Below are 24,400 nucleotides of genomic sequence, written 5' to 3' on the forward strand. Positions count from 1 at the left end.
GCGCCGGGCCGGCTCCGGGTCAGCGTGGGCAGCGGGTCAGCCGCGCGCCTCCAGCGCCTCGGTGAGCAGCGCGACCAGTGCCTCGAGCTGCACGTCGACCGACGACGAGACCTCCTCGTCGGAGCCGTCGAGCGCCCGGGCGGCCAGGCCGGCCTTGGAGTCGATCAGCTCGGCGACCTTCGTGTCGATGGTCTGCGCGGCGATGATGCGCCACGCCGTGACCGGCTGGTCCTGCCCGATGCGGTGGATGCGGTCGATGGCCTGGGTCTGCTCGGCGTCGGTCCACGACAGCTCGGCCAGCACCAGGTTGGAGGCCACCTGCAGGTTGAGGCCCACGCCCGCGGCCATCAGCGAGCAGACCACCACCTGCACCTCGGGGTCCTCGACGAAGGCGTCGATGTTCTTCTGCCGGGTGCGCGGGGTCTGGTCGCCGCGGATCGAGGCGTAGCGGATGCCGCGCTTGGCGAAGGTCTCCTCCGCGACGTCCATGACGTCGAGGTGCTTGGCGAAGAAGACGACCTTCCCGACGCTGCGCGCGAGCTGGGCGGCGTAGTCGGCGGCCAGGCCCGACTTGGCCTGCCCGATGCGGCGCATCATCGAGAAGACGTTCTCGTCGGTCTTCTGCGTCGTGGTGTCCTCGCGCTCCCACGTGGCGACGCGACGCACGAGCTCGTGGTCGATCCCCCGCACGGTGCGGCCGGAGGTGCGGGTGGTCAGCGCGGTGTCGTAGCGGTCGACCATCCGGCGGGCCAGCTCGCGCTCGGCCTCGCGGATGGAGCGGCCGATCTCGTCGTCCAGCTCGACGGGCAGGTCGGCGATGCGGCGGGCCGGGATGTCGGCGGCGACGTCGATCTTGCGCCGGCGCACGATGCCCATGTCGACCACCGCGGTGCGCGCGGCGGGGTAGAACGCCGGCTCGGCCGGGGTCAACCCGGTCTCCTCCAGCTTCTCCATCAGCCGCGCCCGGGGCGTCTTGTCGTCGGTCCAGCCGAGGAACTGCCAGATGGCGCGGAAGTCCTCGATGTCGTTGATCAGCGGCGTGCCGGTGAGCGCCATCAGCAGCGGACGGGCCACCAGCGTGCGGATGCGCTCAGACAGCTGCAGCACGTGCTGGGAGCGCTGCGAGGTCTTGTTCTTGATGAAGTGGGCCTCGTCGACGACCATCCCGCGGAAGCCGAGGTCGCCCAGCCAGCCGACGTGGCGGTCGAGGATCTCGTAGTTGACCACGACGATGTCGGCGAAGCCGTCGACGTCGGCGCCGTTGCCGTGCACCACGGTCACCGGGTGGTTCGGGGTCCACCGCTCGGCCTCGCGGGCCCAGTTGGTCTTCACCACGTTCGGGACGACGACCAGCAGCGGGAACGCGCCGGCGGCCTGCGCGGCCAGCAGGGCCTGCGCGGTCTTGCCGAGCCCGGGCTCGTCGGCCAGCAGGAACGTGCGGTGGCCCTCGGCGGCGGCCTGCACGACCTGCGCCTGGTGGTGCATCAGCTCCAGGCGGCCCGGGGCGCGCAGCGACTGCGGCTCCGGCAGCGGCATGCAGGCGGAGTGACCGCCGGCGTACTCGAAGGAGCGCAGCAGCGGGCCGATCAGCTCCCAGCCGGCCAGACGGCGCGGGCGCGGCTCGGTGGGCTCGGCGTTGGCGAAGTCGGGGACCAGGAACGGGTTGGCCAGCTTGCGCGAGACCACCGACTGCGGGACGACGCGGCGCTCGGTGAGCGCGGCCACCGCCGTCGACTCCTCGGGGTCGGCGCGCACGACGGCCTCGATGCCGGCGGCCTCGAGCATCTCGCGCTTCAGCAGCGCCGCCGACTCCGACAGCCTGGCGTCCTCGGCGAGCAGCACCAGCAGCGTGGTGTCGCGGGCCGCGGACTTGGCCAGGATGGTGGCGACGCCGTCGAGGCGCTTGAGCTGCTCGGTGCGCTCGGCCTCGGTGACGCTCTCGTCGGCCTTGACCCGGGAGCGCTCCTCGCGCACCAGGATCGCGACGACCTGGAACTTGGTGCGCAGCGACGAGGCCTCGGAGCCGCGGGCGACGCCGTTCTCCACCTCGCGCACGGCGCGCGCGAGCACCGGGATGATGCCCTCGTTGTCGAGGTCGCGCGCACGTCGCTGACGTGTCGCGGTGCGGGACCCACCACCACGGCGCTGGTCTCGTCGAGCCACGTACTCCTCCTCCGGAGCGCCCGGCGTGCACGACCCGGCCGGTGCGGCCCCTGCGCCCGAACGCAGCGACGGCGACCGGCTCGGACGCGGCGGGCCGGGTGGGCCGCTGCGTCGCGTGTCCATCGCGTGTCTCGGCCCCCTGCGACCGCGAGGGGACGCAGCGCCGAGTCGACCCGGCTGCTGCGGGTCTCGGCACGGGGCCGCGGCCACCGGGTGGTGACCGCCTGACCGACCTCCCGCGCAGGGCACCCGGCACGGGCGCCGACGCACCGGGGTGGGTGGCCGCTTCCATGGTAGCCACACACCCCACCCGCGCCACGACTCCCCCGCCGCGTCGGCATCCTCGGGCCGGGGCTTGCGTCATCCGAACCGTGGATGCGACTCCACGCGACGTATGACGTCCGACCCCGCCACCAGCCTCCACCCCGGGGCGGGCCCTTGCGTCATACGAACCGTGGAGGCGACCCCACGATCCGCATGACGTCCGCCCCGCCACCCAGTCACAGACCCGGGGCCGGGTGAGCACGCCGCCGAGCCAGGTTGAGCACGCGCACTCAGGCGCCGGGGGCCCGACGGCGCCAGGCTGGGCACGAGCCCGCCGGGGACACCCGGCCCGACCAGGAGGACACCATGACCGCGTCGAACCCCGCCACCACCCGCAACACCCCGGCCTTCTTCCTGCAGGCGGCCCTGTCGTTCGGCCTGGCCCTCGGCGGCCTGGTCATCGCCGTGCTCTACCTGCCGGTCGACCCGTGGGTGCGTGCGTTCCTCGCGATGACCACGCTCTTCCTGGTGTCGTCGTCGTTCACCCTGGCCAAGGTCATCCGCGACAACCAGGAGAACGCCGCGGTCACCCACCGCCTCGACCAGGCCCGCGTCGACAAGATCCTCGCCGAGCACGACCCGTTCCGCGCCGTCTCCTGACCGACGACAGAGGCCCCTCACCCGAACCGGGTGAGGGGCCTCCTGCGTCGGTGGAGCTGAGGGGATTCGAACCCCTGGCCTTCTCATTGCGAACGAGACGCGCTACCAACTGCGCCACAGCCCCAACGCAAGGACGCCACCGCGGCGGCGTCCGATGCAGACCGGAACGTTAGCACCGAAGCCGCGGCTCACGAACTCCAGGGCCGTGGACGCCGGGACGGGGCCGGAACCGGCGAGGGGTGGTCAGGAGCCGGTGCGTCGCGAGCCGTCGGCGTCGCGGGCGCCCTTCGCGTCGCGCTCCTGCTGCTCGGCCTCGCGGGCCAGGGCGGAGTCGGACTCCGAGCGGCCCGAGCTCCACACGCCGGTGGCGTCGAGGTCGATGGTGCGCACGGTGCGGCGGGCCGCGGCCGGCTTCGAGACGTACGTCGGGAGCGTCACCGGCACGGGGTCCCAGAGCGTCGGGTCGACCGCGACCTCGGGCTCGGCGGGGACGACCGCGCTGACCTCCTCGGTCACCTCGACCGGCAGCTCGTGGCCCTGCGGGCGGGTGTCGGGGTCGGCCTCGGTGGGGCCGGCGGCCAGGGCGACGTCGAGGGCGACCTCGGAGACGAAGACGGCCGTCGTGCCCGGGACGGTCTGGGCGGCAGTGCTTCCGTCGGCGCCGGCCGTGCTCGGGCGGCGCAGCGACGGGCGGCCCAGGCCACGCTCGCTGCGCACCATCAGCCGGCAGGCCACCAGCCAGGCGACGAGCAGGCCGGCCGGGGCGAGCAGGGCCCACCACGACACCACCGAGGTGGCGGCGAGCACGCCCACGACGACCGCGGCGAGCAGGAGGACGGCGAGCACGCGGCGACGACGTCGCGCGGCGCGGTTGGCCGCCTCGCGGCGGGCGGCGGGCGGCGGGGCGACCGCGGTCGAGCCCGACCCGGTCACGGCGCGCGGGCCGGGGTCGGCGACGACCTGGTCGGCACCCACCGGACCGGCACCCACCGGACTGGCCCCGGACAGCTCCGCGGCGAGGTCACCCGCGGGGCCGGCGGCGGCCCCGCCCTTGGTGGCCACGACGGGGCCCGACGGCGCACGACCGGGCTGCACGACCAGTCGCGCCTCGCGGCGGGAGACCGGCTCCCGACGTGCGAGGACCCGCATGCTCTGGGAGAACTTCTCGACCGAGCGGTTGCGGTGCACCTCGTCGTGGTGCCGCAGGGCCTTGGGGACCAGGTAGACGGCCCACGCGACGGCGAGAGCCAGGAAGATCAGTGCGCTGAGGTCCACCCCCGCAGACTAGGTTCGCCGACGCGGGGCCCCGCGGACGTGCCCCCGTGTGTCGGGCGTCGTGTCGGGCGTTCGTCGGGTCCGGGCACCCGGTCGCCCACCCGGTCCGGTGCGGTGGTGCCGGTCTGGTGCGGTGGTGCAGCACCGCACCAGCACCGCACCAGCACCGTGGGCACCGCGTGACGACGGGGGCCTCAGCGGCGCGCGACGCGGGTGAGCATCCCCTCGGGGCACTCCTCGGCGGTCACGGCGTACAGGCGGTGGTCGCGCCAGCGTCCGTCGATGTGCAGGTAGCGCGGGGCGTAGCCGACCTCGCGGATGCCGAGCTTCTCGACGACGCGCAGCGAGTTGGAGTTCTCGGGGCGGATGGCGACCTCGATGCGGTGCAGGCCGAGACCGGTGAAGCAGTGGTCGATGACCATGGCCACCGCCACCGGCATCACGCCGCGCCCGGCCACCGCGCGGTCGAGCCAGTAGCCCACCGAGGCGAACAGCGCCGATCCCCGCACGACGTTGTTGACCGTCACCTGGCCGGCGAAGCGCCCGTCGACCTCCACCACGAAGGCGTACGTCGTGTCGTCGCGGGCCTGCTGGTCGAGGCGGCGCACGAGCGCGCGGAACGTCGTGGGCCGGGAGTCACCGCCGGGCGGCACCGTGGCGTCCCACGGCAGCAGCCAGGCACTGTTGCGCTGCCGCGCGGAGCGCCACGCGTCGGCGTCGCCGCGGCGCAGCGGGCGCAGCACGACGTCCTCGTGGCGCAGCCGCACCGGCCAGGCGCCGGCCGGGCGGCCCGGTGCTCGGCTCAATGGTCGCTCCCGACGACCTGCTCGGCGGCGTGCACCAGCACCGGGGCGAGCACGGCCAGGCCGTCCTTCACCCCGCCGCGCGAGCCGGGCAGGTTGACCACCAGCGTGGTGCCGACGACGCCGGCGATCCCGCGCGAGAGCATCGCGGTCGGCACGCCGGCCGCCAGGCCCTGGGCGCGGACGGCCTCGGCGATGCCGGGCACCTCGTGGTCGAGCAGCGCCCGGGTGACCTCGGGCGTGCGGTCGGTGGGGGTGAGCCCGGTGCCGCCGGTGGTCAGCACGACGCGGGCCCCGGCGGCCGCCGCGGCGGCGATCGCCGCGCCCACGGGCGCCCCGTCGGGCACGACCGCGGCCGGGCCGACGGTGAACCCCAGCCCGGTCAGCGCGTCGACGATGAGCGGGCCGGTGGTGTCGGCGTACACGCCGGCCGCGGCGCGGTTGGACGCCACGACCACGGCGGCGGGCAGCCCGCCGGCGTCAGCCACGGGAGCCTCCGTCACGGGCCCACTCCCCCGACCGGCCACCGGTCTTGGTCTCCACGCGCACGTCGGTGATCACCGCGGCCTTGTCGACGGCCTTGACCATGTCGACCACCGTGAGGGCGGCCACCGACACCGCGGTCAGCGCCTCCATCTCGACGCCGGTGCGGTCGGTCGTGCGCACGGTGGCGGCGATCTCCACGGCGTCGTCGGCCACGACGAGGTCGACGCTCACCCCCGACACGCTGAGCGGGTGGCACAGCGGCACCAGCGTCGGCGTCTGCTTGGCGCCCATGATGCCGGCGATGCGGGCCACCGCGAGCGCGTCGCCCTTCGGCACGCCCTCGCCGCGCAGCAGCGCCACGACCTCGGCGGAGACCAGCACGCGCCCCGACGCGGTGGCGGTGCGGGCGGTGACCTCCTTGGCCGACACGTCGACCATCCGGGCGGCGCCGGAGGCGTCGACGTGGGTGAGCCCGGAGGGCTTCTCGTCGCTCATCAGAACGCCTCGTCGAGCCGGATCACGCCGACCTGCTCACCGGCGGCGACCGCCGTCGTGTCCTCGGGCACCACGACGAGGCAGTCGGCGGCAGCGAGGTCGCCCACGAGGTGGGAGCCCGCACCGCCGACCGGGCGGACGCTCGGACGACCGGAGCCGGCGTCGTAGCGAGCGCGCAGGTACTGCCGGCGTCCTGCCGGCGAGGTGACGGCCTGGGTGAGTTGCGCCTGCACGACCGGGCGCGAGCGCGGCGTCATGCCCATCATCGCCCGCAGCGCGGGCACGACGAACAGCTCGAAGGAGAGGTACGACGAGACCGGGTTGCCGGGCAGGCAGAAGATCGGGGTGTCGTCGTCGCCCACGGTGCCGAAGCCCTGCGGCTTGCCGGGCTGCATCGCGACCGGGCCGAACCAGACCGACCCCAGCGGGCGCAGCGCCTCCTTGACCACGTCGAAGTCGCCCATCGAGACCCCGCCGGAGGTCACCACGACGTCGGCGCGCACGAGCTGGTCGGCGAGGGCGTCGAGGAAGGCCTGCGGCTGGTCGGGCACGATGCCGACGCGGTAGGCCAGCGCACCGGCGCGGCGCGCGGACGCGGCGAGCAGGTAGGAGTTGCCGTCGTAGATCGAGTCGTGGCCCAACGCCTGGCCCGGCTCGCGCAGCTCGGAGCCGGTGGACAGCACGACCACCCGCGGCCGCGGGCGCGAGGCGATGCTGGCCCGGCCCACCGAGGCGAGCAGCCCGAGGTGGCGCGGGCCCAGGACGGTGCCCTCCTCGAGGAGCAGGTCGCCCACCTGCACGTCGTCGCCCTGCGGACGCACGTGCTGGCCGAGCGCCGGGGCGCGCTCCACGCGCACGCGGGTGGCGCCGTGGTCGGTCCACTCGTAGGGCACCACGCAGTCGGCGCCGGTCGGCACGGGCGCGCCGGTCATGATCTTCGCGGCCGTGCCGGGGGCCAGCGCGAGCAGCTGGGCGTTGCCCGCACCGATCTCGCCCACCACGGGCAGGTCGACGGGACTCTCGGCGCTGGCGCCCTCGACGTCGGCGAGGCGCACGGCGTAGCCGTCCATCGAGGAGTTGTCGAACGGCGGGAGCTGCACGGTCGAGGTCACGCTCTCGGCGGCGGCGAGGCCGAGCGCGTCCATGATCGGCTGCTGGAACGCCGGCAGCGGCGACACCGCGGCCAGCACCCGCTCGAGGTGCTGCTCGACGCTGACCGCGTCAGCCACCCTGGGTGCCGTTCGCGCCGCCGGTGAGGACCTCGCCACCGGGCAGGCGCTGGGCGGAGCGCGCCGACAGCTCGACGTCGCCGACGACCTCGACGCCCTTGCCGAACGTCCAGTCGCCGGCCACGGTCAGCGACGAGGCGTTGCGCATCGACGGCGCACCCTCGGGGAAGCGCTTGTCGAACTCGCCGACCAGCTTGTAGAAGTCGCCGTCGAGGTCGACGAACGGGATCGCGTCGGCGGCCTGGTCGAGCACGAAGTCGGTGCCGAGCTCGTAGACGTCGGAGCGCAGCACCAGCAGGTCGTTGGTGGTCTTGACCGGCACGAACCGGTCGCGGCCGACCTCGATGAGCTGCGAGCCCTGGAACACCTCGACGGCCGCGCCCATCGCGGTCTCCACCTGGATGACCTCCTCGGTGCGCTTGTCACCGGGGTCGACGTGCTTGACGTTGCGGATCATCGGCAGGCCGAGGATGCCGTCGCGCTGGTCGAGGGCGTCCTTCATCGCGACGAGGTCGAACCACAGGTTGTTGGTGGAGCAGTAGCGGTGCCGGTCGAGGTCGGCGAGGGCCGCCTTGTCCTTGTCAAGGGTCTGCGCGGTCTCGCGCAGCACGATGCGCCCGTCCGACCTGCGCCGGGCGAAGTGGCCGCCCTTGCGGTCGGAGGCCGTGCGCCGCACGGCCTCGATCGCGAACGGCGCACCGGTGGAGGCGAACCAGCCGGCCACCCGCGCGTCGGGCACCGCGCCGAGGTTGTCGGAGTTGGACACGAACACCCGCTGGTAGCCGGCCTCGATGAGCTGGTCGAGCAGGCCGCTGCCGCGCAGCGCGGTGTACAGGTCGCCGTGGCCGGGCGGGCACCACTCGAGGTCGGGGTCCTTCGGGTAGTCGACCGGTGACAGGTCGGCCACGCGCAGCTTGGGCTCCTTGTTCTGCAGGAACTCCAGCGGCAGGCCCGCGACGGGCAGGTCGGTGTAACGCGCCAGCGCCGCCATGGTGTCGGCGGAGGTGCGGAAGGAGTCCATGAAGATCAGCGGCAGCGGGGCGCCGTACTGCGTGCGCAGGTGCAGCACCTGGCGCGCGATGATGTCGAGGAACGACAGCCCGCGGCGCACGCACAGCAGCGACTTGGCGCGGTCCATGCCCATCGAGGTGCCGAGGCCGCCGTTGAGCTTGATCACCGCGGTGGTGCGGATCGCAGCCGCCGCGACGTCGTCGTCGACCTCCACGTCGGCCAGCGACTCCATCTCCACCGGCTCGATCGCGGCCTCCGGGATCATCCCCGTCTCGCCGTGCTCGAGGAGCCGGTAGTAGTGGGCGAAGGTGTCGATGGCGACCTCGTCGACGCCGGCTGCTGCCATCTTGTCCCGCGCCTTGCGCAGACCTGGGGAACCCATGTGACCGATCGTAGGCTTCCCGGGTGGTGCACCCGCAACCTCCACCCCCGCACGAGGGGGTCTCGGGGGCGAAGACGGCGCTGCGCGACCGGCTGGTGACCGCCCGCCGCCGCCGGCCGCTGCTCGAGCGCGCCGCCGTCGCCCGCGCGGTCGCCGACCACCTGCTGGCCGCCCCCGAGCTGCGCGGGGCCGCCACCGTCACGGCGTACGTCGCCGTCGGTGACGAGCCCGGCACGGCTCCCCTGCTCGACGCGCTCATCGCCCGCGGCCGGCGGGTGCTGCTGCCGGTGCTGCTGCCCGACGACGACCTCGACTGGGCGGCGTACGCCGGGCCCGCCTCGCTGGTCGCCGCGCGCCGGGGCCTGCTGGAGCCGGTGGGTGCGCGGCTCGGCGTCGACGCGGTGGCCACCGCCGACGTGGTGCTGGTGCCGGGCCTCGCGGTCTCCCCCACCGGCGACCGGCTCGGGCGCGGCGGCGGCTCCTACGACCGCGCCCTCGGCCGGGTGCCGCGCGGCACGTTCACCTGCGTGCTGCTGCACGACGAGGAGGTCGGCCTCGCCGTGCCCGTCGCTCCGCACGACCGTCCCGTCCTCGCCGCCGCCAGCCCCTCCGGCGTCGTGCGCCTCTGTCCCTGACTCAGTCGGCAGGCGTGAGGACCAGCGTGTCCTCGGCGGCGGCGTGCACGGCGTCGGCGGTGAACGCCCAGGGGAGGGTCTCGCCGCGGGCCCACAGGTCGGTCTGGTCGGTGTAGTGCTCGTGGAACGGGTGGCCCGAGACACCGGTGAGGTTGATCCACCGCGACTCGTCGAGGTCGGCCAGCGACACGACCATGCGCATCGACGGCGCCGCGGTCACCTCGTAGCCCTCGGCGGCGTCCCACGACGTGGCGTCGACCGCGGAGCCACCGCCACCGACCTCCCAGCCGTCGCGGTTGACCAGCCACTCCACGGCCCCGATGCCGGAGTCGCCGAGCGTGGGCTCGCGCAGGTCGAGGCGGTGCACCTGGCCCCAGGTCCAGTCCTCGGCGTCGTGGGCCTGCAGGCGGGTCAGCTCGTCGCGGGCGTCGAGCAGCGCGCGGCGCAGGACGTCGTCGCGGGTCTCCACCACGTCCTCGGTGGTGACGTCGTCCCACCACGGGTCGTCGGGGGTCTCCAGCAGCGCGGTCACCACGGCCCACCACCGCTGCCCGCCGTCGGGCCACGACGCCTCCGACAGCTCGTCGTGGAAGGTGCCCGACAGCACGTGGCGCCACACCGCGTTGAAGTACGCCGCGGCTGCGCTGCCCGGGCCGTCGGCGGGCTGGTCGAAGTCCCAGCCGCGCAGCTGGCGCTGGCCGGCGCCGTAGTAGCCACCGGGCAGCCGCGCCTCGAGCAGGTACGGCGTCAGCACCGGCCCCAGCGCGGAGGCGGTGTCGAGCTGGAGGTCGACCATGTCGTCGACCGACAGCGCGCGGCCCTCGTCGATGGCGCCCTCGATCAGGTCGCGGATGCGCTGGGCGCGGTAGCCGCGGTCCCAGTCGTCGGTGAGGAAGTAGGGGTAGTCCTCACCCACGACCGCCTGGTTGGCGGTGACGACGAACCCCTCGTCGGGGTCGCTCACGCTGGGCAGGCCCTCGAACGGCACGTAGTCGCCGGTCCAGTCGTTCTCCGAGCGCCAGCCGGCCGCGGGCTGCCTGCCGTCGTTGCCCGACTTGCGGATCGGGATGCGCCCGGGCGCCTGGTAGCCGATCGTGCCCTCGCGGTCGGCGTAGACGAGGTTCTGCGCCGGCACGGCGAACGACGACGCCGCGGCGCGGAACGAGTCCCAGTCGGTGGCGCGGTTCAGCTGCAGCAGCGCGTCGGCGGTGGGGGCGGGGGTCAGCGCGGTCCACTGCAGCGACACCGCGACCTCCTCGCCGTCGCGTGCGCCTCCGGCGAGCGGGGTCGCGGCGGCGACGTCGCCCACCTCGCCGTTGACGTCGGAGAGGATCGGGCCGTGGGCGGTGGAGCGCACCACGGTCGTCACGTCCTCCCCGCCGTTGACCTCGATGGTCTCGGTGCGGGTGCGCAGCGGGCGCAGCTCGCCGTCCTGCACCCAGCTGTCGCCGCGGATGCGCTCGACGTACAGGTCGGTGACGTCGGGGCCGAGGTTGGTGAAGCCCCAGGCGATGTCGGCGTTGTGGCCGATGACCACGCCCGGCACGCCGGAGAAGGTGAAGCCGGCGACGTCGAGGGGGCAGTCCTCGGAGACGGTGCGGCAGTGCAGGCCCATCTGCATCCACACCCCGGGCAGCCCCACACCGAGGTGGGGGTCGTTGGCCAGCAGCGGTGCGCCGCTGGTGGTGTGCTCGCCCGAGACGACCCACGAGTTGCTGCCGATGCCGTCGCCGCGCCCCAGCCAGGCCGGCAGCGCGGTCAGCCGCTCCCCCACCTCGCCGAGGGCGTCGACCTGGTCGGCGGTCCACGAGGGGCGTAGCGGCACGCGGGTGCCGCCCTGCTCGGCGTCGGGCTCGAAGACGCCGTCGACCACCGCGCCCTGCCCGACGATCGGGGCGTGCTCGTCGTAGGGGTAGTCGGGCCACAGCTGGGCGGCGCGCTCGGGCCCGACGTCGGCGGCGGCCAGCACCCGCCCGATCTCGTCACCCATGTTGCCGCGCAGGTCCCAGGCCATCGCCTTGAGCCACGACAGGGAGTCGACGGGCGTCCAGTCGGCCGGCCGGTAGTCGAGGCCGCCGAGGTCGAGCAGCGTGTACTCCAGGGCGATCTCGGAGGGCTCGTGCTGGTCGAGGTAGGCGTTGACGCCCTCGCTGTAGGCCTCCAGCGCGCTGCGCGTCTCGGGCTGGAGCAGCCCGAGCTCCTCCTCCGCCACCCGGCGCCAGCCCATCGTGCGCACCGTGAGGTCGCTCTCCACGGCGGCCTCGCCGAACAGCTCGGCCAGCCGCCCCGCGGTGGCGTGCCGGCGCACGTCCATCTCGTAGAACCGCTCCTGGGCCTGCACGTAGCCCTGCGCGCGCACCAGGTCGTCGATCGAGTCGCCGTAGAGCTGGGGGACGCCGTGCTCGTCGCGCACGACCTCCACGTCGCCGACCAGTCCCGGCAGCGCCGCCGACCCGCTGGTCTGCGGGAACGGTCGGCGCACCACCACGGTGGCCGTGACGAGCCCGGCCAGCAGCACCAGCACGAGCGCCACGACGGCGTACGACGTGAACCGCAGCGGGCGGGGCAGGCCCCGGAAGCCCGACCAGGTGGCGCGCCAGGCACGACGGGCCCGGGCGCCCGGTCCGGGGCCGGCGCCGGGGCCGGCGGCCTGGGCGCCGCCCGCGGTCGAGGCGGTGGGGGCGGGCGAGGCGTCGGTCATGGTGGGCCTCATTGTGCCTTGGCGTAGCATTGGCAGTCGCCGGGTCGGAGTGCCAACACCTCCAGCCCGGAGCCGTCCGCGTCCGACCGGGGAGAATCGTGCCGACCTACCAGTACGCCTGCACCGAGTGCGGGCACGCCTTCGAGCAGTTCCAGAGCTTCTCCGACGCCTCGCTGACCGAGTGCCCGCAGTGCTCGGGACGGCTGCGCAAGGTCTTCAACGCCGTCGGCGTGGTCTTCAAGGGCTCGGGCTTCTACCGCACCGACAGCCGCACGGCGCCCGCCTCGGCCGACGCCGGGTCGTCGTCGGGCTCCTCCGACTCGGGCTCTGGCGCCAAGGGCTCCGGCTCGACCGACTCGGGGTCGAAGGGCTCGGGTGGCAAGGACTCCGGCACGTCGGGCACGTCGACGCCCGCCCCCGCCAAGGCCGCCCCCGCGAAGACCGCCGGCAGCTGACCCTCCGCCCCACCGGGGCCTGTGGAGGGACGCCGACGCCGTGGGCCGGACCCGCCTAGCGTCGGCGCATGCGATCCAGCGAGCACCCCGACCCGGGCCTGCGGCACGACGCCGAGCGCCCGCGGCGCGAGCGGCTCGGCGACGCCGTCCGGGCCGTGCGGCGCGCCGTGCTGTCCCGGCGGCGGCTGCTGGCGGCCGTGCTGACCGCGGTGGCGGTGGCATCCGGGCTGCAGGCCGCGGCCGCGCCCCCACCGCCCACCGTCGACGTGCTGGTGGCCGCGCACGACCTGCCCGGCGGCGCCGCGATCACCGCCGACGACCTGGTGACGGTGCCCCAGGCGCCCGGGGCCGTGCCGGCGGCACTGGCCGCCGACCCCGTCGGGCGGGTGCTGGCCGCTCCGCTGCGTCGCGGCGAGCCGGTGACCGACGTCCGGCTGGTCGGCCCGGGCCTCGCACCGCAGGGGCTCACCGCGGTGCCGGTGCGGCTGCCCGACGCCGAGATGGCTGGGCTGCTGCAGGTGGGCGACCGCATCGACCTGGTCGCCACCGACCCCCAGGGCGGAGAGCCGCGCGTGGTGGGCGAGGGGGTGCAGGTGCTGGCGCTCCCGGCCGCCACCACGGCCGCCGGGTCCACGGCGAGCGGCACCGCGGGCGGGCTCGGGGTGAGCGGGCGGGTCGTGGTCGTCGGCGTGCCCGAGGTGGGCGTGGCGCCGCTGGCCGACGCCGCGGTGCGCGCCTTCCTCACCTGGGCGTGGGACCGCTAGCGTGCGCGGCTGACCGACCACCCACCTGCGAAGGACCACCCGTGCTCAGTGGCTTCAAGAACTTCCTGCTCCGCGGCAACCTGGTCGAGCTGGCCACCGCGTTCATCATGGCCGCGGCGTTCGCCGCCGTCGTCACCGCCACCGTCGACGTGCTGATGGACCTGATCGGCAAGGTCGGCGGCACCCCGAACTTCTCCGGCTACCAGCCGGGAGGCGTGTCGGTCGGCGCCTGGCTCACCGCGCTGATCTCGTTCGTCATCATGGCGGCGGTCGTCTACTTCCTGGTCGTCACGCCGTTCACCAAGGCCAAGGAGCGCTACTTCCCCAGCCCGCCCCCCGGCACCCCGGAGGACACCGAGCTGCTGCGCGAGATCCGCGACCTGCTGCGCACCCAGCAGTCCCCGGAGCACTCGCAGTCGCCGCAGGTCTGAGCCGGGCCGACTACGACCCGTGGTGGGGCGGCACCTGCTCGCGCAGCCAGGTGTCGCCGTCCCCGCCACCGCGCTCGCCCGAGGTCTCCCGCTCGTCGCGGGTGGTCTCGGGCAGCGCGTCGCCGAAGATCTCCGCCAGCCGCTTGCGGCGCTGCCACGCGGTCTCGGGCACGGCCTCGGCCTCGGGCGGCTCCGGGTCGCTCATGCGCACAGCCCGGCGGCGCGCAGCTCGTCGTCGCTGCCACCGTCCTTGCCGGCCCCGCTGGCCCCGCTCGTGCCGGGCACGTTGCCGGCGCTGATCGCGTCGGTGGTCAGCTTCTTCGTGAGGGGCTCGTCGTGGCGCAGCGCGTTCCACACGGCGTCGGCCTGCGCGGTCCAGACCAGCCGGTTGGCGTCGCTGGGGTCGACGGTGTTGGGGATGGTCAGGAACTGCACCTTGTCGAGGCCGATGTCGCGGAACTCGTAGCCCAGGCGGGCGATCTGGGCGAGGCTGCCCATGTCGGCGTCGAGGGTGAGCGACTCCGTGGCGGCCTCCAGGAAGCCGAGGAGCCTCGCGGGGTTGGCGAGGGTGTTCGCGGAGACCACGGTGTGGGCCATCGACGCGACGAACGCCTGCTGGCGCTTCATCCGGCCCAGGTCGGAGCCGCCGGAGACGGCGTACCGCTCGCGCACGTAGCTCAGCGCCTCGCGCCCGGCGAGCTCGCGGGTGCCGGCCTCGAGGTAGATGCCGTGCTCGCGGTCGTCGATGGTCTCGGGGATGCACATCTCGACGCCGCCGATGGCGTCGACCATGGCCTCGAAGCCCTTGAAGTCGACGACGACGAAGTGGTCGAGGCGGATGTCGGTGAGGTGCTCGAACTGCTGCACGGTGCAGGCGGGCCCGGCGAGCTGGAAGGCGAGGTTCCACATCTGGTACGACGCGGCCGGCAGCAGCTCGCCGTCCTCGGTGCGGCAGGCGGCACGGTCGACCATCGAGTCGCGCGGGATGCTGACGCCGTAGGCGCGCTCCCGGTCGGCCGAGAGGTGCAGGAAGATCGTGGTGTCGGAGCGCTCGCCGTCACCGGTGAGGCCGTCGATGTTGTTGCCCTCGCCCTCGCGGGTGTCGGAGCCCATCACCAGGATGTTGAGCGGCTCGGCCTCCCCCTCCACCTCGACGGTGTCGGGCCGCTCACCGACGATGCGGTCGTCGATGTCGAGCACCGTGAGGTTGCCGTTGAGGTGTCGGTAGAGGTAGGTCGCCGACAGCGCCGAGACCATCCCCAGCACCAGCAGCGTCGACAGCACCACGGTGGCGACCCTGCGGGAGCGGCGCGGCCGCGCCCGCCGCTTGCCGGTGCGGGTCACGCCGGGCGCGGGGGTCGCGAGCTCCGGTCGCCCGGTGGGCGCGGACGGGGCGGGGTCGTGGTCGGGCACGGTCACCTCTGGAGTCGGGGATGCGGACTCGACGGGAGTCGCCCCAGTGTGCGGCGGCCTCCGCACCGCCCCCAAATCAGACCGGCTCCCGGCTCCCGGCTCCCGACTCCCGCCTCCCGGCGCCGTCGGCCCGGACGTGCCCGGACGGGCACCCCAGGCCCGCGTGACAGGATGTGCGGCGCACATCGCCCCAGTAGCTCAGCGGATAGAGCAGCCGCCTCCTAAGCGAAAGGTCGCAGGTTCGACTCCTGCCTGGGGCACAGTTCACGCTCGTCACCTCGCGACGAGACATCGTCCGAACCGGCACTCCCCACTTTCCTCCCTACTTTGAACCTTCGACTGCCCAGTTACGTAGTTCATCGACAGGCCGTGTCCTCAAGGCCAGGGAAACTGGAGAGGGGCGCCAGCCCCGGGCCGGTGGGAACCCGCGCCGCCGGGGGCGGCGGTGGGTAGGGTCGCCGTAAGGCGAACGAGAGGCGGGTGAGGACATGGCGGTGGACACCTTCGCCCGTCACCCCAACGCTTCTTGACTGGAGCCTCGGCCAGGATGGGCGTTCGCGCTCCAACATCGCCGATGCGCTGAAGGTCAAACGCGCAGACATCGAAGAGTGGGCCGCTGGCGAGCCCCAACCGCGGGTCGGGCAAGTCACTGATCTTGCTCGAGTACTGCATGGGTCTGCTGCACCATCTCCCCATCGTGGATCGGCTCGCGGGGAGCGGGGGCGTCGAGGATCGGACCTCGCCGTCAGCCCCGGCCTCGAGCAGGAATCGGATCACCGCGGTAGAGATCCTCGATCCGGGTCGGTGTGGGTTCGCTTGAAGCGGGTGTGGCGTAGCCCTGTCTCGTCAAGGATGGGCGCCCTGCCTGCCTCGGGAGCCTCCATGACGTTCATCGCCCGCGCCGTCGTCGCCGTCGCGCTGCTGCTCGGCGTCTACGTGCTCGCCGGAGGCGTGCTCGTCCTCCTCGGCTGGGCCGTCTACCAAGGCTTCGAGCAAGGCTTTGCCGGATACTTCCTCGGCAGGGGCCTCGGGTTCCTGCTCGTCCTTGTCCTCGTCCTGGGGCAGGCCCTCAAGGCCGTACGTCGTGTGCACAACGACCCCCCTCAGGGGTTGTCGCTGCGGGAGGAGGACCACCCGGATCTGTGGTCGGAGGTCAGGCGCATCGCGGAGACCATCGGCACCCGAGCCCCCGAAGAGATCGTGCTGCAGCCGCAGGTCAACGCAGTGGTCTGGGAGGGATCGCAATTCCTGGGCCTCGTCCCTGGCCGACGCGTGATGGTTCTCGGGTCCCCGCTGCTCCTGGGGATGACACGTCAGCAGCTGCGATCCGTCCTAGCCCACGAAATTGGTCACTTCAGCCACCGCGACACCGCGCTCTCCCCCGTCGTCTACCGCGGGCATCTCACGCTGGCCCACATCGTGGACTCCCTCGGCGGTTGGCTCGGTCGAGTGTTCAGCGCATACCTGCGGCTCTACCAGCGGGTGTCCAGCGCGGTGACTCGTCGTCAAGAACAGCAGGCCGACGCATGGTCGCACCGGGTCGCTGGTCGTGTGGCCGCCGCCCAGGCGATGCGGGAGGTCGTCGCCCTTGGCGGCCTGTGGAAGCACTTCCTCGACGACTATGCCTTCAGCACTCCCGGTGTTCGACCCAACGCGCTCCACGCCGGCTTCGTCCAGCTCCTGCAGAGCCCGGTACGACAGGCGCAGATGGACGAGGTCCGCACGGACCTGCCAGCGGAGCCCACCGGACCGTTCGACACCCACCCAGCCACCAGGTTGCGGGTCGCCTACTTCGAGTCGCTGCCCGATGACGGCGTCGCCGACGATGCTGTACCAGCCCTCGGCCTGCTCACCGACGCCGAGGACACCCTGCTGCGGCTCGAGGCCCATCTCTTCGCTGGATCCGCTCGTCAGCCCCAGTCCTGGGACCTGATCGCCGAACACGCCGGCGCCGATCACGCCCGTCGTCACGCAGCGTGGATCATGCGGGCCGCCGGTGAGCCCGGCAGCGGCGCGTCGACGCTGGCGGAGGCCCTCGACGCGCTGGCTCGCGGACGGGGCCGTGCCCTCGTGCGCCCCTACACCTCGGTCGACACGGATCCGGGCGACGTCGACGCCGCAGCAGAGACCATGGTGCGCAACCTCGTCGCGAGTGCTCTCGTCGACCGCGCGGGCGCTCGCTTCCCCTGCGACTGGGACGGTGCCAGCACGCTGGTCGACGAGTCCGGACGGACCATCGACGTAGCCGGACTGGTGTCCGGTGTCATAGAGCAGGGCTCAGCGCGTTGGTTGCTCGACGCCCTTGCCGGCGAGGGCGTCTCCCCGTCCTACACGATCGACGTGGCCGCCCTCGACGCCGAGGATCTGCGCGATCGTAAGCCGGTCGTCCAGTCCGTTGCCTCGTGCATCCACTGGCGCAGGCTGCGCATCGTGGTGGTCGCGGAGAACGCACTTGTCGTCAAGCGACTGGGGTGGGGTGAGGCGTTCAGGGCAGCCGGCCGCCACCAGCACGGAGACGCCTACCGCACCGGCGCGGCCTACGTGGCGAGCCTTACCGTCTCGGAGCTGCTCGAGGACGACCGAGCCACGGTCTACGACTGGGACCGGGTGGGCGCAGCACGGCTCACCCGCGGAAGGTTGGTGCTCGCGCTGGACGGTCGCACGCACCGACTGCGCGTGAAGCGCTCAGCCGTCGTAGGCGACCTCGACGAATCGTTGCGCCAGCACCTAGGCGATCGGCTCGTCTGTGCGTGACACGGCCCGCACAGCGACAAGGCGATCCCGGTCCAGGACCGGCAGGTCCGAGACAAGCAGGCCCTTGGTGACTGCGACTGACCTGCTTCGAGAGCCGATCGCGTACTGGCACGCTCCGCGAGCCGATCCTGTACTGACACGCTTCCCAGAACTGATCCCTTGCCGATGAGTTGCGTCAGCCGCCTGCAATGAAGCACTGCGCAGGCCCGGGATGGGCGGGTGTCCGCGCAGACCCGCTACGGGAGCGGGACCGGCTCGGTCTTCTCGTCGCCGCTCCTCAGACGCCGAGCCCCTCGACCAGACGGACGACGCTCGGGGTCTAGTCGGCCGACAGCGCCGACAGCGCCGACAACAGCTGCGACAGCTGCGCTTGCGCCGTTGCGGGCAGCCTGTCGATGCGTTCACGCGGGAAGGCGAAGGCGGCTCGGGCAGCGGCGTCGAGCTCGGCCCCGGCGGGGGTGATGACGACCTCGCGTGAGCGGCGATCCACGGCGCCGGGCTGGCGGCGGACGAGGCCTTTGGCCTCGAGGCGGGTGACGAGCTGGGTGACGTTCGAGGCGTCGCACAACAACTGGGTCGCAATCTCCCCCATTGCGCACGGGCCGTCGGCGACGGCCTTCAGCAGGCAGGCCTGTGCACTGCTCAGGCCGACTAGCACTTCTCGACAAGGGTCAGTGGACGGTTTTGCAGCAGGCCCTCGATCTCAGGAACCAGTGCGGGCATCCGTCGGCTTACAAGCCGGGACCGAAGAGAGTCGGCGCGCTGATCGAGGATTTGATCGGCATCGTTTTCGCCTAGCACCTGACAGGTAGACCACGATTCGACCACCTGTAGGGCGTGGTCTGGCACGGTCAGCCGTGGTCTGCGCCTCACCCCGATTCGGCTTTCGACCTGCCGAAACACCGTCTGACCTGGGCAAACGCTCAGACCACCGTCGCCCTCCTAAGCGAAAGGTCGCAGGTTCGACTCCTGCCTGGGGCACGGTCACGCCGGATGTGGGCGTCCGGGCGGAGCCCGCCGGACGACACGGGCGGGTCCGCGTCCCTGGACCGCTGGTCCTCGGGCGGACCAGACTGACCAGGTGGAGATCGAGCGCATCGTTCCCGACCTCACCGTCACCGACCTCCGCGAGGCGGTTCGCCAGCACACCACGATCCTCGGGCTCCGGGTGCTGATGGACCTCGGCTGGATCGTCACCCTCGGCGACGACGCCGGCCACCAGCTGACCCTGATGACCGCTGACGCCTCCGCCGCGACCAACCCCGACGTGTCCGTGTTCGTCGACGACGTCCATGCCGCACACGAGGCAGCGGTGTCCTCGGGCGTGGAGATCGTGCACCCCCTGACCGCGGAGGAGTGGGGCGTGACCAGGTTCTTCTACCGTGACCACTCGGGTCGCGTGGTCAACGTGGGAGCCCACACCTGACTGCGCGGGTGGGGAGCCGCCCGCTCGTCGCCCGGGCGCTGGGCAGACGAGACGGGTTCGGGTTGACTGCTGCGATGGACACGAGCCCGGAGGCGACCGTCAAGCGCGAGCTGCTGGGGTGGCTCGACGCCCAGCGCGCCCACGTCGCGGACCAGGTCAGGGCGATGCCACCCGCGGCCCGCCGACGCCCCGTCGTCGGGTCGGGCTGGACACCGCGAGGCCTCCTCAGGCACCTGACGCTGGACGTCGAGCGCGTGTAGTTCCGCGCCGTGATGGCCGGCGAGCGGGTGGACCTCCCCGAGGGCTATGACGGCTGGACCGCGCCCGACTCCCAGAGCGACGAGGAGCTGCTCGAGCAGTACGCCGACGAGTGCCGGCTGGCCACGGCGGCGATCGACGACCTGGGCTTGGCCGCGGCACCGGCGTGGTGGTTCGACGGCGCGGGAGACCCGCCGCACTCCTCGCTGCGGGAGGTCCTGCTGCACGTCGTCGTCGGGACCGCGACCCATGCCGGGCACCTCGACGTCTGTCGCGAGCTGGCCGACGGCGGGCAGTTCCTCGTCCTGGACGAGCCGCCGACCTGACCCACCGGGCGGTCAGGACCGTGGTGGAGGCACGGCTGCTCTGCCAAGGTCGTCGCATGGACCTGATGCTCGAGGCGGAGCGCGACCGTGCCGAGCTCGCCGACCTGCTCGCGGAGCTGTCGCCGCAGGAGTGGGAGACGCCGTCGCTCTGCGCGGGCTGGACGGTGCGCGACGTCGTCACCCACGTGCTCAGCTACGAGGGGCTCGCGCTGCGCGACGTGGCCGTCCACGTGGTGCGGGGGCGGCTCCGGTTCGACCGGATGAACGCCTCGGCGCTCGCCGCCAGTCCCGCCTCCGCTCCTGAGGAGCTCCTGCAGCGGCTCCGGGACCACCCGCGCCCCACCGGTCTCACGGCCGCCATGGGCGGCGCGATCGGCCTGGTCGACGGACTCATCCACCAGCAGGACGTGCGGCGCCCCCTCGGCAGGCCGCGCCGGATCGACGCCGACCGCCTGCGGTTCGCGCTGAGGTTCGCCCTCACGTCACCGCCCCTGCGCGGGTTCTGGACGGTGCGCGGGGTGCGGGTCGTCGCGAGCGACGTCGACTGGTCGTTCGGGCGGGGGCCGGAGGCGCGCGGCCCGGGCGAGGCCGTGCTGATGGCGCTCGCCGGGCGACGCGGCGCGGCCGCCGACCTCGACGGGCCGGGCAGCACCGTCCTCCGGCAGCGCCTCGGCTAGCCGGCCGGCTCAGCCGTTGCGGTCGTTGCGGTCGTTGCGGTCGTCGCGGTCGTCGCGGTCGTCCCGGTCGCCTCGGTCGCCTCGGTTGTCTCGGTTGTCTCGGTTGTCTCGGTTGTCGCGGTCGTCCCGGTCGTCGCGGTCGTCCCGGTCGTCCCGGTCGCCTCGGTCGCCTCGGTCGTCTCGGTCGTCCCGGCTGTCGCGGTCGTCGCGGTCGTCCCGGTCATCGCGGTCATCGCGGTCATCGCGGTCGTCGCGGTCGTCCCGGTCGTCCCGGTCGTCCCGGTCGTCGCGGTCGTCCCCGGCGTCGTCAGCGTCGTCCACCTCGTCGGAGGCGTCCTGCGCGGCCTGGCTCGGCTGGTCGTCGTCCGTGGGGACGGACTGCTGGGTCTGCTCGGTCGGCTCGCTCCGGGCCGGCTCCTCCGTGCCGCCCCCGCCGCACGCCGCAGCGCCGGTGAGGGTGAGGGCGGTGAGGGTGGCGCCGATGACTCGTCTGGTTCGCAGGTTCATGCACCGATCGTGACCGCCCGAGATGAGGCGCGCGTGAGGCGTCGATGAGCGACCTCTCACGTCAGTCGACGACCTCGAACGTCATCCCGGCGGCGGAGAGGCGGGCGAGCAGGGCGTCGCCCATGGCCTGGGCGGTGGTGACGCAGCCGGAGGTGGGCGGGTTCTCGTCGAGCAGGAGGCACAGCGCCGACTCCGCGACCATCTTGGCGGTCTCGGTGTAGCCGGGGTCGCCCCCGGACACGCGGGTGCGCAGGGTGCGTCCACCGCCCTCGGCGACGAAGTCGACGGTGAACCACGACTTCTCGCGACGGCCCGGGTCGGGGCCGTCGCCCTGCTTCACGCGCGACAGCAGGGCGTTGCGCAGCGGCGCCACCTGCGCGGCCACGCCGATCCCGCCGACGCCGGCCGCGCCGACGGCGGCCATCCGCAGGGTCTTCGTGCCGGCGTAGTGGGAGTAGCGGAACTTCGGGCCGTACGCCTCGAGCGCGGCGCCGCTGCGGGCGACGACCTGGGGGTCGATGGTCGGCAGGGGCAGCAGCCAGTAGCCCAGCACCTTGTCGCGGCCCGGCTTGCCGGCCACGGCACGCGAGGAGCGGCCCTCGGGTCGCGGCTCTGCGCGGCGGCGGGCCTTCAGCGCCTCGCTCATCTGCTTCGCGCGGGCGAACGCGCCGATGGCGGAGTGGAAGGTGCCGCCGGAGAAGGTGCCGCTGGCGCGCACGACGCCGCGCAGGGTGACCGGGCCGTCGGCGCGCAGCTGCTGCACGGTGTAGAGGGCGCCGAGGTCGTGCGGGATCGAGTCGAAGCCGCACGCGTGCACGATGCGCGCGCCGGTGCGCTGGGCGGTGGCGTGGTGGGCGACGTACATCCGGTCGACGAACTCCGGCTCGCCGGTGAGGTCGACGTAGTCGGTGCCGGCCTCGGCGCAGGCGCGCACCAGCGGCTCGCCGTGCTGCAGGTAGGGCCCCACGGTGGTGATCACGACCTTGGTGCGCGCGGCCATCGCGGCCAGCCCGGCGTCGTCGGTGACGTCGACGACCACGAGCGGCAGCTCGGCCAGCGCGGTGTCGATGGCGGCCAGCCGCTCGCGCACCCGCTCCAGCTTGTCGCGGCTGCGCCCGGCCAGCGCCCAGCGCAGGCCGTTCGGGGCGTGGTGGGCGAGGTACTCCGCGGTCAGCGCGCCGGTGAAGCCGGTGGCGCCGAGGAGGACGAGGTCGAGCTCGCGGGGTGAGTCGGGCATGCGCCCCATCCTCGCACCGCGGGAACCGCACGCGGCGACCCGGCGTCGTACCCCCGTGCCCGACACCGCCGCCACCGCCGCCGCCCCGTCCCACCTCCGCCGCCGCGCGGGCACCGCGCTGCTCGCGGTCGGGCTGGCGGGCGCGCTCGCCGGCTGCGGCGGCCCCGCGGCCCCCACGACGTCGGGCGCGACCGCCGCCGGCTCGGCGGTGGGGGCTGCGCCGTCGACAGGGGCGGCGCAGGCCACCTGGCGGGGCGGCGACCTGGCCCCGGCGGCGTCGTGCGTGACGCTCGCCCGGGCCTACGCCGACCAGGCCACCGACCTCGTCGGCCCGTGGGGGTGGGAGCACTCCTACACCTACGACGGCGCCCTCGAGCTCCAGGCCTTCAGGCGCACCAGCGACGCGTTGACGGCCCTCCCCGCCGCGGCCGGGATGACGCGCGCCGACCCGAGCGCCACCGGCACCACCGTTCAGGAGGCCGGCGTCGACGAGCCCGACACCGTGAAGACCGACGGCGCGCTGCTGGTGCGGGTGGAGGACGGCGACCTGGTCGCCTACGACGTCACCGGGGAGACGGTGCGCCGCACCGGCTCCGTCGCGCTGGACGACGTGCGCCGCCCCGAGCTGCTGCTGGCCGGCGACAGCGTCGTGGTCGTCGGCGACGACCGCGGGCGGCCCGGCACCCGCGCGACCACCGTCGACGTGTCAGACCCCGCCGCCCCGGTGGTCACCGCGTCGGTGTCGTACGACGCGGGCCTCGTCTCGGCGACCCAGCACGGCACGGTGGTGCGCCTCGTGCTCGCCTCCGCCCTGCCCGACCTCGACTTCACCGATCCGCGCGAGGCCGGGGGTCGCACCGCCGCCACCCAGGCCAACCTCGAGGCCGTGCGGGCCGCGACTGCGCAGGACTGGCTGCCGGCCTCCACCACCGACGAGGGCGGGGGCCGCTCCACCACCGCGCCGGTGGCGGGCTGCGACGAGGTCGCGGTGCCCGACGACCCCGCCGGCGTCGGCACCCTCGCCGTGCTCGGCCTCGACGCCGCCACCCCCGCGCAGGCCGCCGCGGGCCTGCGCGCGCCCACCGCCTCGGCCCTGGTGGCCGACACCGAGCTCGCCTACACCTCCACCGACCGGCTGTACGTCGCCACCTCGGCCGGGGCCGACCCGTGGGCCGTGCGCGGGTTCGGCGTCCTGCCGCGCAGCACCGCCCCGGCCCGCACCACCGTGCACGGCTTCGACCTGACCGGCACGGCCACGGCGTACGCCGCCTCGGGCGAGGTGCTCGGTGCGGTGGCCGACCGCTGGTCGATGGACGAGGTCGACGGCGACCTGCGGCTCGCGCTGGGCCCGGCCGCCGGCACCGGTCGCGCCAACGCCGTCGCCGTGCTCCGCACCGAGGGCGAGCGTCTGGTCGAGGTCGGCCGGGTCGACGGGCTCGGCCCGGGCGAGCAGATCGAGTCGGTGCGGTGGTTCGCCGACCTCGCCATCGTGGTGACGTTCCGCCGCATCGACCCCCTGCACACCGTCGACCTGTCCGACCCCGAGCGACCGCGCCTGCTCGGCACGCTGAAGGTGCCCGGGTTCTCCTCCTACCTGCACCCCCTCGGCCCACGGCGCCTGCTGGGCGTCGGCGAGGGCCCGACCGCGCCGCGCGGGCGGGGATGGGGCGCCCAGGTGGGCCTCTTCGACGTCGCCGACCTCCGCGACCCGCGCCGCCTCGGCGTGCACGACTTCGCGACCGGCACGAGGCTCGGTGCCGCCGACGCCCCCCGCCGGCTGACCTGGGTGCCGGGCACCCGCACGGCGCTCACGTCCCTCTACCGTCCGCGCCAGGGCACCGGGCTCGCGGTGGTCGACCTGGACGACGGCGCCGTGCGGGGCCGGGTGGTCGGCCTGCCCGCCGGCACCCGGCCCGACGACGTGCGCACCGTGCTGCTGCCTGGTCGCCGGGTGGTCCTGCTCACCGACGACGCCACCCGGTTCCTCGACCTCGGCTGACCCCGGAGACCGCCCACGCGAGACGGCGACGACCGCGCGCGGCGTCCGT

The 24,400-nt window shown here is 73.9% G+C and carries 23 protein-coding genes, 2 tRNA genes and 1 pseudogene; 12 read left to right on the plus strand and 14 right to left on the minus strand.

The features are described from left to right. Positions 1–36 precede the first annotated feature (36 nt). Entirely contained in the window at positions 37–2,163 is a 2,127-nt protein-coding gene (locus tag AC4OR8_RS00090; protein ID WP_492163534.1) for a DEAD/DEAH box helicase, read from the minus strand. A 630-nt stretch (positions 2,164–2,793) separates the two neighbouring features. Here AC4OR8_RS00090 and AC4OR8_RS00095 point away from each other — a divergent pair. Further along, a complete protein-coding gene (locus tag AC4OR8_RS00095; RefSeq protein ID WP_492163535.1) occupies positions 2,794–3,087 on the plus strand; it encodes a YiaA/YiaB family inner membrane protein in 294 nt (97 codons plus the stop codon). Between the two features lie 51 nt (positions 3,088–3,138). On the opposite strand, the gene AC4OR8_RS00100 is transcribed toward AC4OR8_RS00095, so the two are convergent. The 7 genes from AC4OR8_RS00100 to AC4OR8_RS00130 all read right to left on the minus strand — a co-directional run bounded on the left by AC4OR8_RS00100 (position 3,139) and on the right by AC4OR8_RS00130 (position 8,768). Continuing rightward, a tRNA-Ala gene (locus AC4OR8_RS00100) sits at positions 3,139–3,211 on the minus strand. Between the two features lie 119 nt (positions 3,212–3,330). Continuing rightward, complete coding sequence (gene sepX / locus AC4OR8_RS00105; RefSeq protein WP_492163536.1) at positions 3,331–4,362, minus strand: divisome protein SepX/GlpR; 1,032 nt, start codon at positions 4,360–4,362, stop codon at positions 3,331–3,333. 194 nt (positions 4,363–4,556) lie between these two features. Further along, entirely contained in the window at positions 4,557–5,168 is a 612-nt protein-coding gene (locus AC4OR8_RS00110) for a GNAT family N-acetyltransferase (RefSeq protein WP_492163537.1), read from the minus strand. Continuing rightward, positions 5,165–5,653, minus strand: coding sequence for a MogA/MoaB family molybdenum cofactor biosynthesis protein (locus tag AC4OR8_RS00115; RefSeq protein ID WP_492163538.1), 489 nt, complete (start codon positions 5,651–5,653; stop codon positions 5,165–5,167). The genes AC4OR8_RS00110 and AC4OR8_RS00115 overlap by 4 nt, the downstream gene beginning before the upstream one ends. Next, positions 5,646–6,146, minus strand: coding sequence for a cyclic pyranopterin monophosphate synthase MoaC (gene moaC / locus AC4OR8_RS00120; RefSeq protein ID WP_492163539.1), 501 nt, complete (start codon positions 6,144–6,146; stop codon positions 5,646–5,648). Before moaC ends, AC4OR8_RS00115 begins: the two co-directional genes overlap by 8 nt. Further along, positions 6,146–7,375, minus strand: a complete 1,230-nt coding sequence (gene glp, locus AC4OR8_RS00125) for a molybdotransferase-like divisome protein Glp (protein WP_492163540.1) — start codon at positions 7,373–7,375, stop codon at positions 6,146–6,148. Before glp ends, moaC begins: the two co-directional genes overlap by 1 nt. Further along, positions 7,368–8,768 (minus strand): UTP--glucose-1-phosphate uridylyltransferase, encoded by a 1,401-nt coding sequence (locus AC4OR8_RS00130; RefSeq protein ID WP_492163541.1) that lies wholly within the window; start codon positions 8,766–8,768, stop codon positions 7,368–7,370. The genes glp and AC4OR8_RS00130 overlap by 8 nt, the downstream gene beginning before the upstream one ends. A 23-nt stretch (positions 8,769–8,791) precedes the next feature. On the opposite strand from AC4OR8_RS00130, the gene AC4OR8_RS00135 reads away from it, so the two are divergent. Beyond that, positions 8,792–9,403: a 5-formyltetrahydrofolate cyclo-ligase gene (locus AC4OR8_RS00135; RefSeq protein ID WP_492163542.1), complete on the plus strand. Its 612-nt coding sequence runs from the start codon at positions 8,792–8,794 to the stop codon at positions 9,401–9,403. Between the two features lies 1 nt (position 9,404). Here AC4OR8_RS00135 and AC4OR8_RS00140 read toward each other — a convergent pair whose 3' ends face one another. Further along, positions 9,405–12,104: a penicillin acylase family protein gene (locus AC4OR8_RS00140; RefSeq protein ID WP_492163543.1), complete on the minus strand. Its 2,700-nt coding sequence runs from the start codon at positions 12,102–12,104 to the stop codon at positions 9,405–9,407. A gap of 98 nt (positions 12,105–12,202) precedes the next feature. Here AC4OR8_RS00140 and AC4OR8_RS00145 point away from each other — a divergent pair, with 98 nt between their 5' ends. The 3 genes from AC4OR8_RS00145 to AC4OR8_RS00155 all read left to right on the plus strand — a co-directional run bounded on the left by AC4OR8_RS00145 (position 12,203) and on the right by AC4OR8_RS00155 (position 13,754). Next, entirely contained in the window at positions 12,203–12,559 is a 357-nt protein-coding gene (locus tag AC4OR8_RS00145) for an FmdB family zinc ribbon protein (protein ID WP_492163544.1), read from the plus strand. 68 nt (positions 12,560–12,627) lie between these two features. Beyond that, the gene (locus AC4OR8_RS00150; protein ID WP_492163545.1) at positions 12,628–13,323 is read left to right on the plus strand and encodes an SAF domain-containing protein; all 696 of its coding nucleotides are present in this window, start codon (positions 12,628–12,630) and stop codon (positions 13,321–13,323) included. Positions 13,324–13,364: 41 nt separating this feature from the next. Next, on the plus strand, positions 13,365–13,754 hold the full coding sequence (locus tag AC4OR8_RS00155; RefSeq protein ID WP_492163546.1) for an MscL family protein: 390 nt from the start codon (positions 13,365–13,367) through the stop codon (positions 13,752–13,754). Positions 13,755–13,764: 10 nt separating this feature from the next. Here the strand turns inward: AC4OR8_RS00155 and AC4OR8_RS00160 are convergent, their stop codons facing one another. Together AC4OR8_RS00160 and AC4OR8_RS00165 are read right to left on the minus strand one after the other, a co-directional pair. Continuing rightward, complete coding sequence (locus tag AC4OR8_RS00160) at positions 13,765–13,959, minus strand: hypothetical protein (RefSeq protein ID WP_492163547.1); 195 nt, start codon at positions 13,957–13,959, stop codon at positions 13,765–13,767. Beyond that, the gene (locus AC4OR8_RS00165) at positions 13,956–15,173 is read right to left on the minus strand and encodes an LCP family protein (RefSeq protein ID WP_492163548.1); all 1,218 of its coding nucleotides are present in this window, start codon (positions 15,171–15,173) and stop codon (positions 13,956–13,958) included. The genes AC4OR8_RS00160 and AC4OR8_RS00165 overlap by 4 nt, the downstream gene beginning before the upstream one ends. A gap of 181 nt (positions 15,174–15,354) precedes the next feature. On the opposite strand from AC4OR8_RS00165, the gene AC4OR8_RS00170 reads away from it, so the two are divergent. Further along, a tRNA-Arg gene (locus AC4OR8_RS00170) sits at positions 15,355–15,427 on the plus strand. 622 nt (positions 15,428–16,049) lie between these two features. Then, on the plus strand, positions 16,050–17,921 hold the full coding sequence (locus AC4OR8_RS00175; protein WP_492163549.1) for a M48 family metallopeptidase: 1,872 nt from the start codon (positions 16,050–16,052) through the stop codon (positions 17,919–17,921). A gap of 319 nt (positions 17,922–18,240) precedes the next feature. On the opposite strand, the gene AC4OR8_RS00180 is transcribed toward AC4OR8_RS00175, so the two are convergent. Next, positions 18,241–18,579: a MarR family winged helix-turn-helix transcriptional regulator gene (locus AC4OR8_RS00180; protein ID WP_492163550.1), complete on the minus strand. Its 339-nt coding sequence runs from the start codon at positions 18,577–18,579 to the stop codon at positions 18,241–18,243. Between AC4OR8_RS00180 and AC4OR8_RS00185 the strand changes: the two genes are divergently transcribed. From AC4OR8_RS00185 to AC4OR8_RS00200, 4 genes and pseudogenes are all read left to right on the plus strand, one after another. After that, positions 18,555–18,719 (plus strand): hypothetical protein, encoded by a 165-nt coding sequence (locus tag AC4OR8_RS00185; RefSeq protein WP_492163551.1) that lies wholly within the window; start codon positions 18,555–18,557, stop codon positions 18,717–18,719. The two genes, AC4OR8_RS00180 and AC4OR8_RS00185, sit on opposite strands and share 25 nt — an antisense overlap. 283 nt (positions 18,720–19,002) lie before the next feature. Continuing rightward, complete coding sequence (locus AC4OR8_RS00190) at positions 19,003–19,347, plus strand: VOC family protein (protein ID WP_492163552.1); 345 nt, start codon at positions 19,003–19,005, stop codon at positions 19,345–19,347. A 74-nt stretch (positions 19,348–19,421) separates the two neighbouring features. Next, positions 19,422–19,931, plus strand: a pseudogene (locus tag AC4OR8_RS00195) (mycothiol transferase). 56 nt (positions 19,932–19,987) lie between these two features. After that, positions 19,988–20,608, plus strand: coding sequence for a maleylpyruvate isomerase family mycothiol-dependent enzyme (locus AC4OR8_RS00200; RefSeq protein ID WP_492163553.1), 621 nt, complete (start codon positions 19,988–19,990; stop codon positions 20,606–20,608). Positions 20,609–20,617: 9 nt separating this feature from the next. On the opposite strand, the gene AC4OR8_RS00205 is transcribed toward AC4OR8_RS00200, so the two are convergent. Together AC4OR8_RS00205 and AC4OR8_RS00210 are read right to left on the minus strand one after the other, a co-directional pair. Continuing rightward, on the minus strand, positions 20,618–21,115 hold the full coding sequence (locus AC4OR8_RS00205; protein ID WP_492163554.1) for a hypothetical protein: 498 nt from the start codon (positions 21,113–21,115) through the stop codon (positions 20,618–20,620). A gap of 61 nt (positions 21,116–21,176) precedes the next feature. Then, on the minus strand, positions 21,177–22,352 hold the full coding sequence (locus tag AC4OR8_RS00210; RefSeq protein WP_492163555.1) for a saccharopine dehydrogenase family protein: 1,176 nt from the start codon (positions 22,350–22,352) through the stop codon (positions 21,177–21,179). Positions 22,353–22,407: 55 nt separating this feature from the next. Between AC4OR8_RS00210 and AC4OR8_RS00215 the strand changes: the two genes are divergently transcribed. Beyond that, entirely contained in the window at positions 22,408–24,351 is a 1,944-nt protein-coding gene (locus AC4OR8_RS00215) for a beta-propeller domain-containing protein (RefSeq protein ID WP_492163556.1), read from the plus strand. Positions 24,352–24,400 lie beyond the last annotated feature (49 nt).

Source organism: Nocardioides sp. FY1077 (genome assembly GCF_058681775.1).

What these genes read in the sequence shown, in the direction of transcription:
- AC4OR8_RS00095 (WP_492163535.1), top strand. Translation starts at nt 2,794, where the DNA reads ATGACCGCGTCGAACCCCGCCACCACCCGCAACACCCCGGCCTTCTTC.
- moaC (WP_492163539.1), bottom strand. Translation starts at nt 6,146, where the DNA reads ATGAGCGACGAGAAGCCCTCCGGGCTCACCCACGTCGACGCCTCCGGC.
- AC4OR8_RS00130 (WP_492163541.1), bottom strand. Translation starts at nt 8,768, where the DNA reads ATGGGTTCCCCAGGTCTGCGCAAGGCGCGGGACAAGATGGCAGCAGCC.
- AC4OR8_RS00140 (WP_492163543.1), bottom strand. Translation starts at nt 12,104, where the DNA reads ATGACCGACGCCTCGCCCGCCCCCACCGCCTCGACCGCGGGCGGCGCC.
- AC4OR8_RS00150 (WP_492163545.1), top strand. Translation starts at nt 12,628, where the DNA reads ATGCGATCCAGCGAGCACCCCGACCCGGGCCTGCGGCACGACGCCGAG.
- AC4OR8_RS00160 (WP_492163547.1), bottom strand. Translation starts at nt 13,959, where the DNA reads ATGAGCGACCCGGAGCCGCCCGAGGCCGAGGCCGTGCCCGAGACCGCG.
- AC4OR8_RS00175 (WP_492163549.1), top strand. Translation starts at nt 16,050, where the DNA reads ATGACGTTCATCGCCCGCGCCGTCGTCGCCGTCGCGCTGCTGCTCGGC.
- AC4OR8_RS00200 (WP_492163553.1), top strand. Translation starts at nt 19,988, where the DNA reads ATGGACCTGATGCTCGAGGCGGAGCGCGACCGTGCCGAGCTCGCCGAC.
- AC4OR8_RS00205 (WP_492163554.1), bottom strand. Translation starts at nt 21,115, where the DNA reads ATGAACCTGCGAACCAGACGAGTCATCGGCGCCACCCTCACCGCCCTC.
- AC4OR8_RS00210 (WP_492163555.1), bottom strand. Translation starts at nt 22,352, where the DNA reads ATGCCCGACTCACCCCGCGAGCTCGACCTCGTCCTCCTCGGCGCCACC.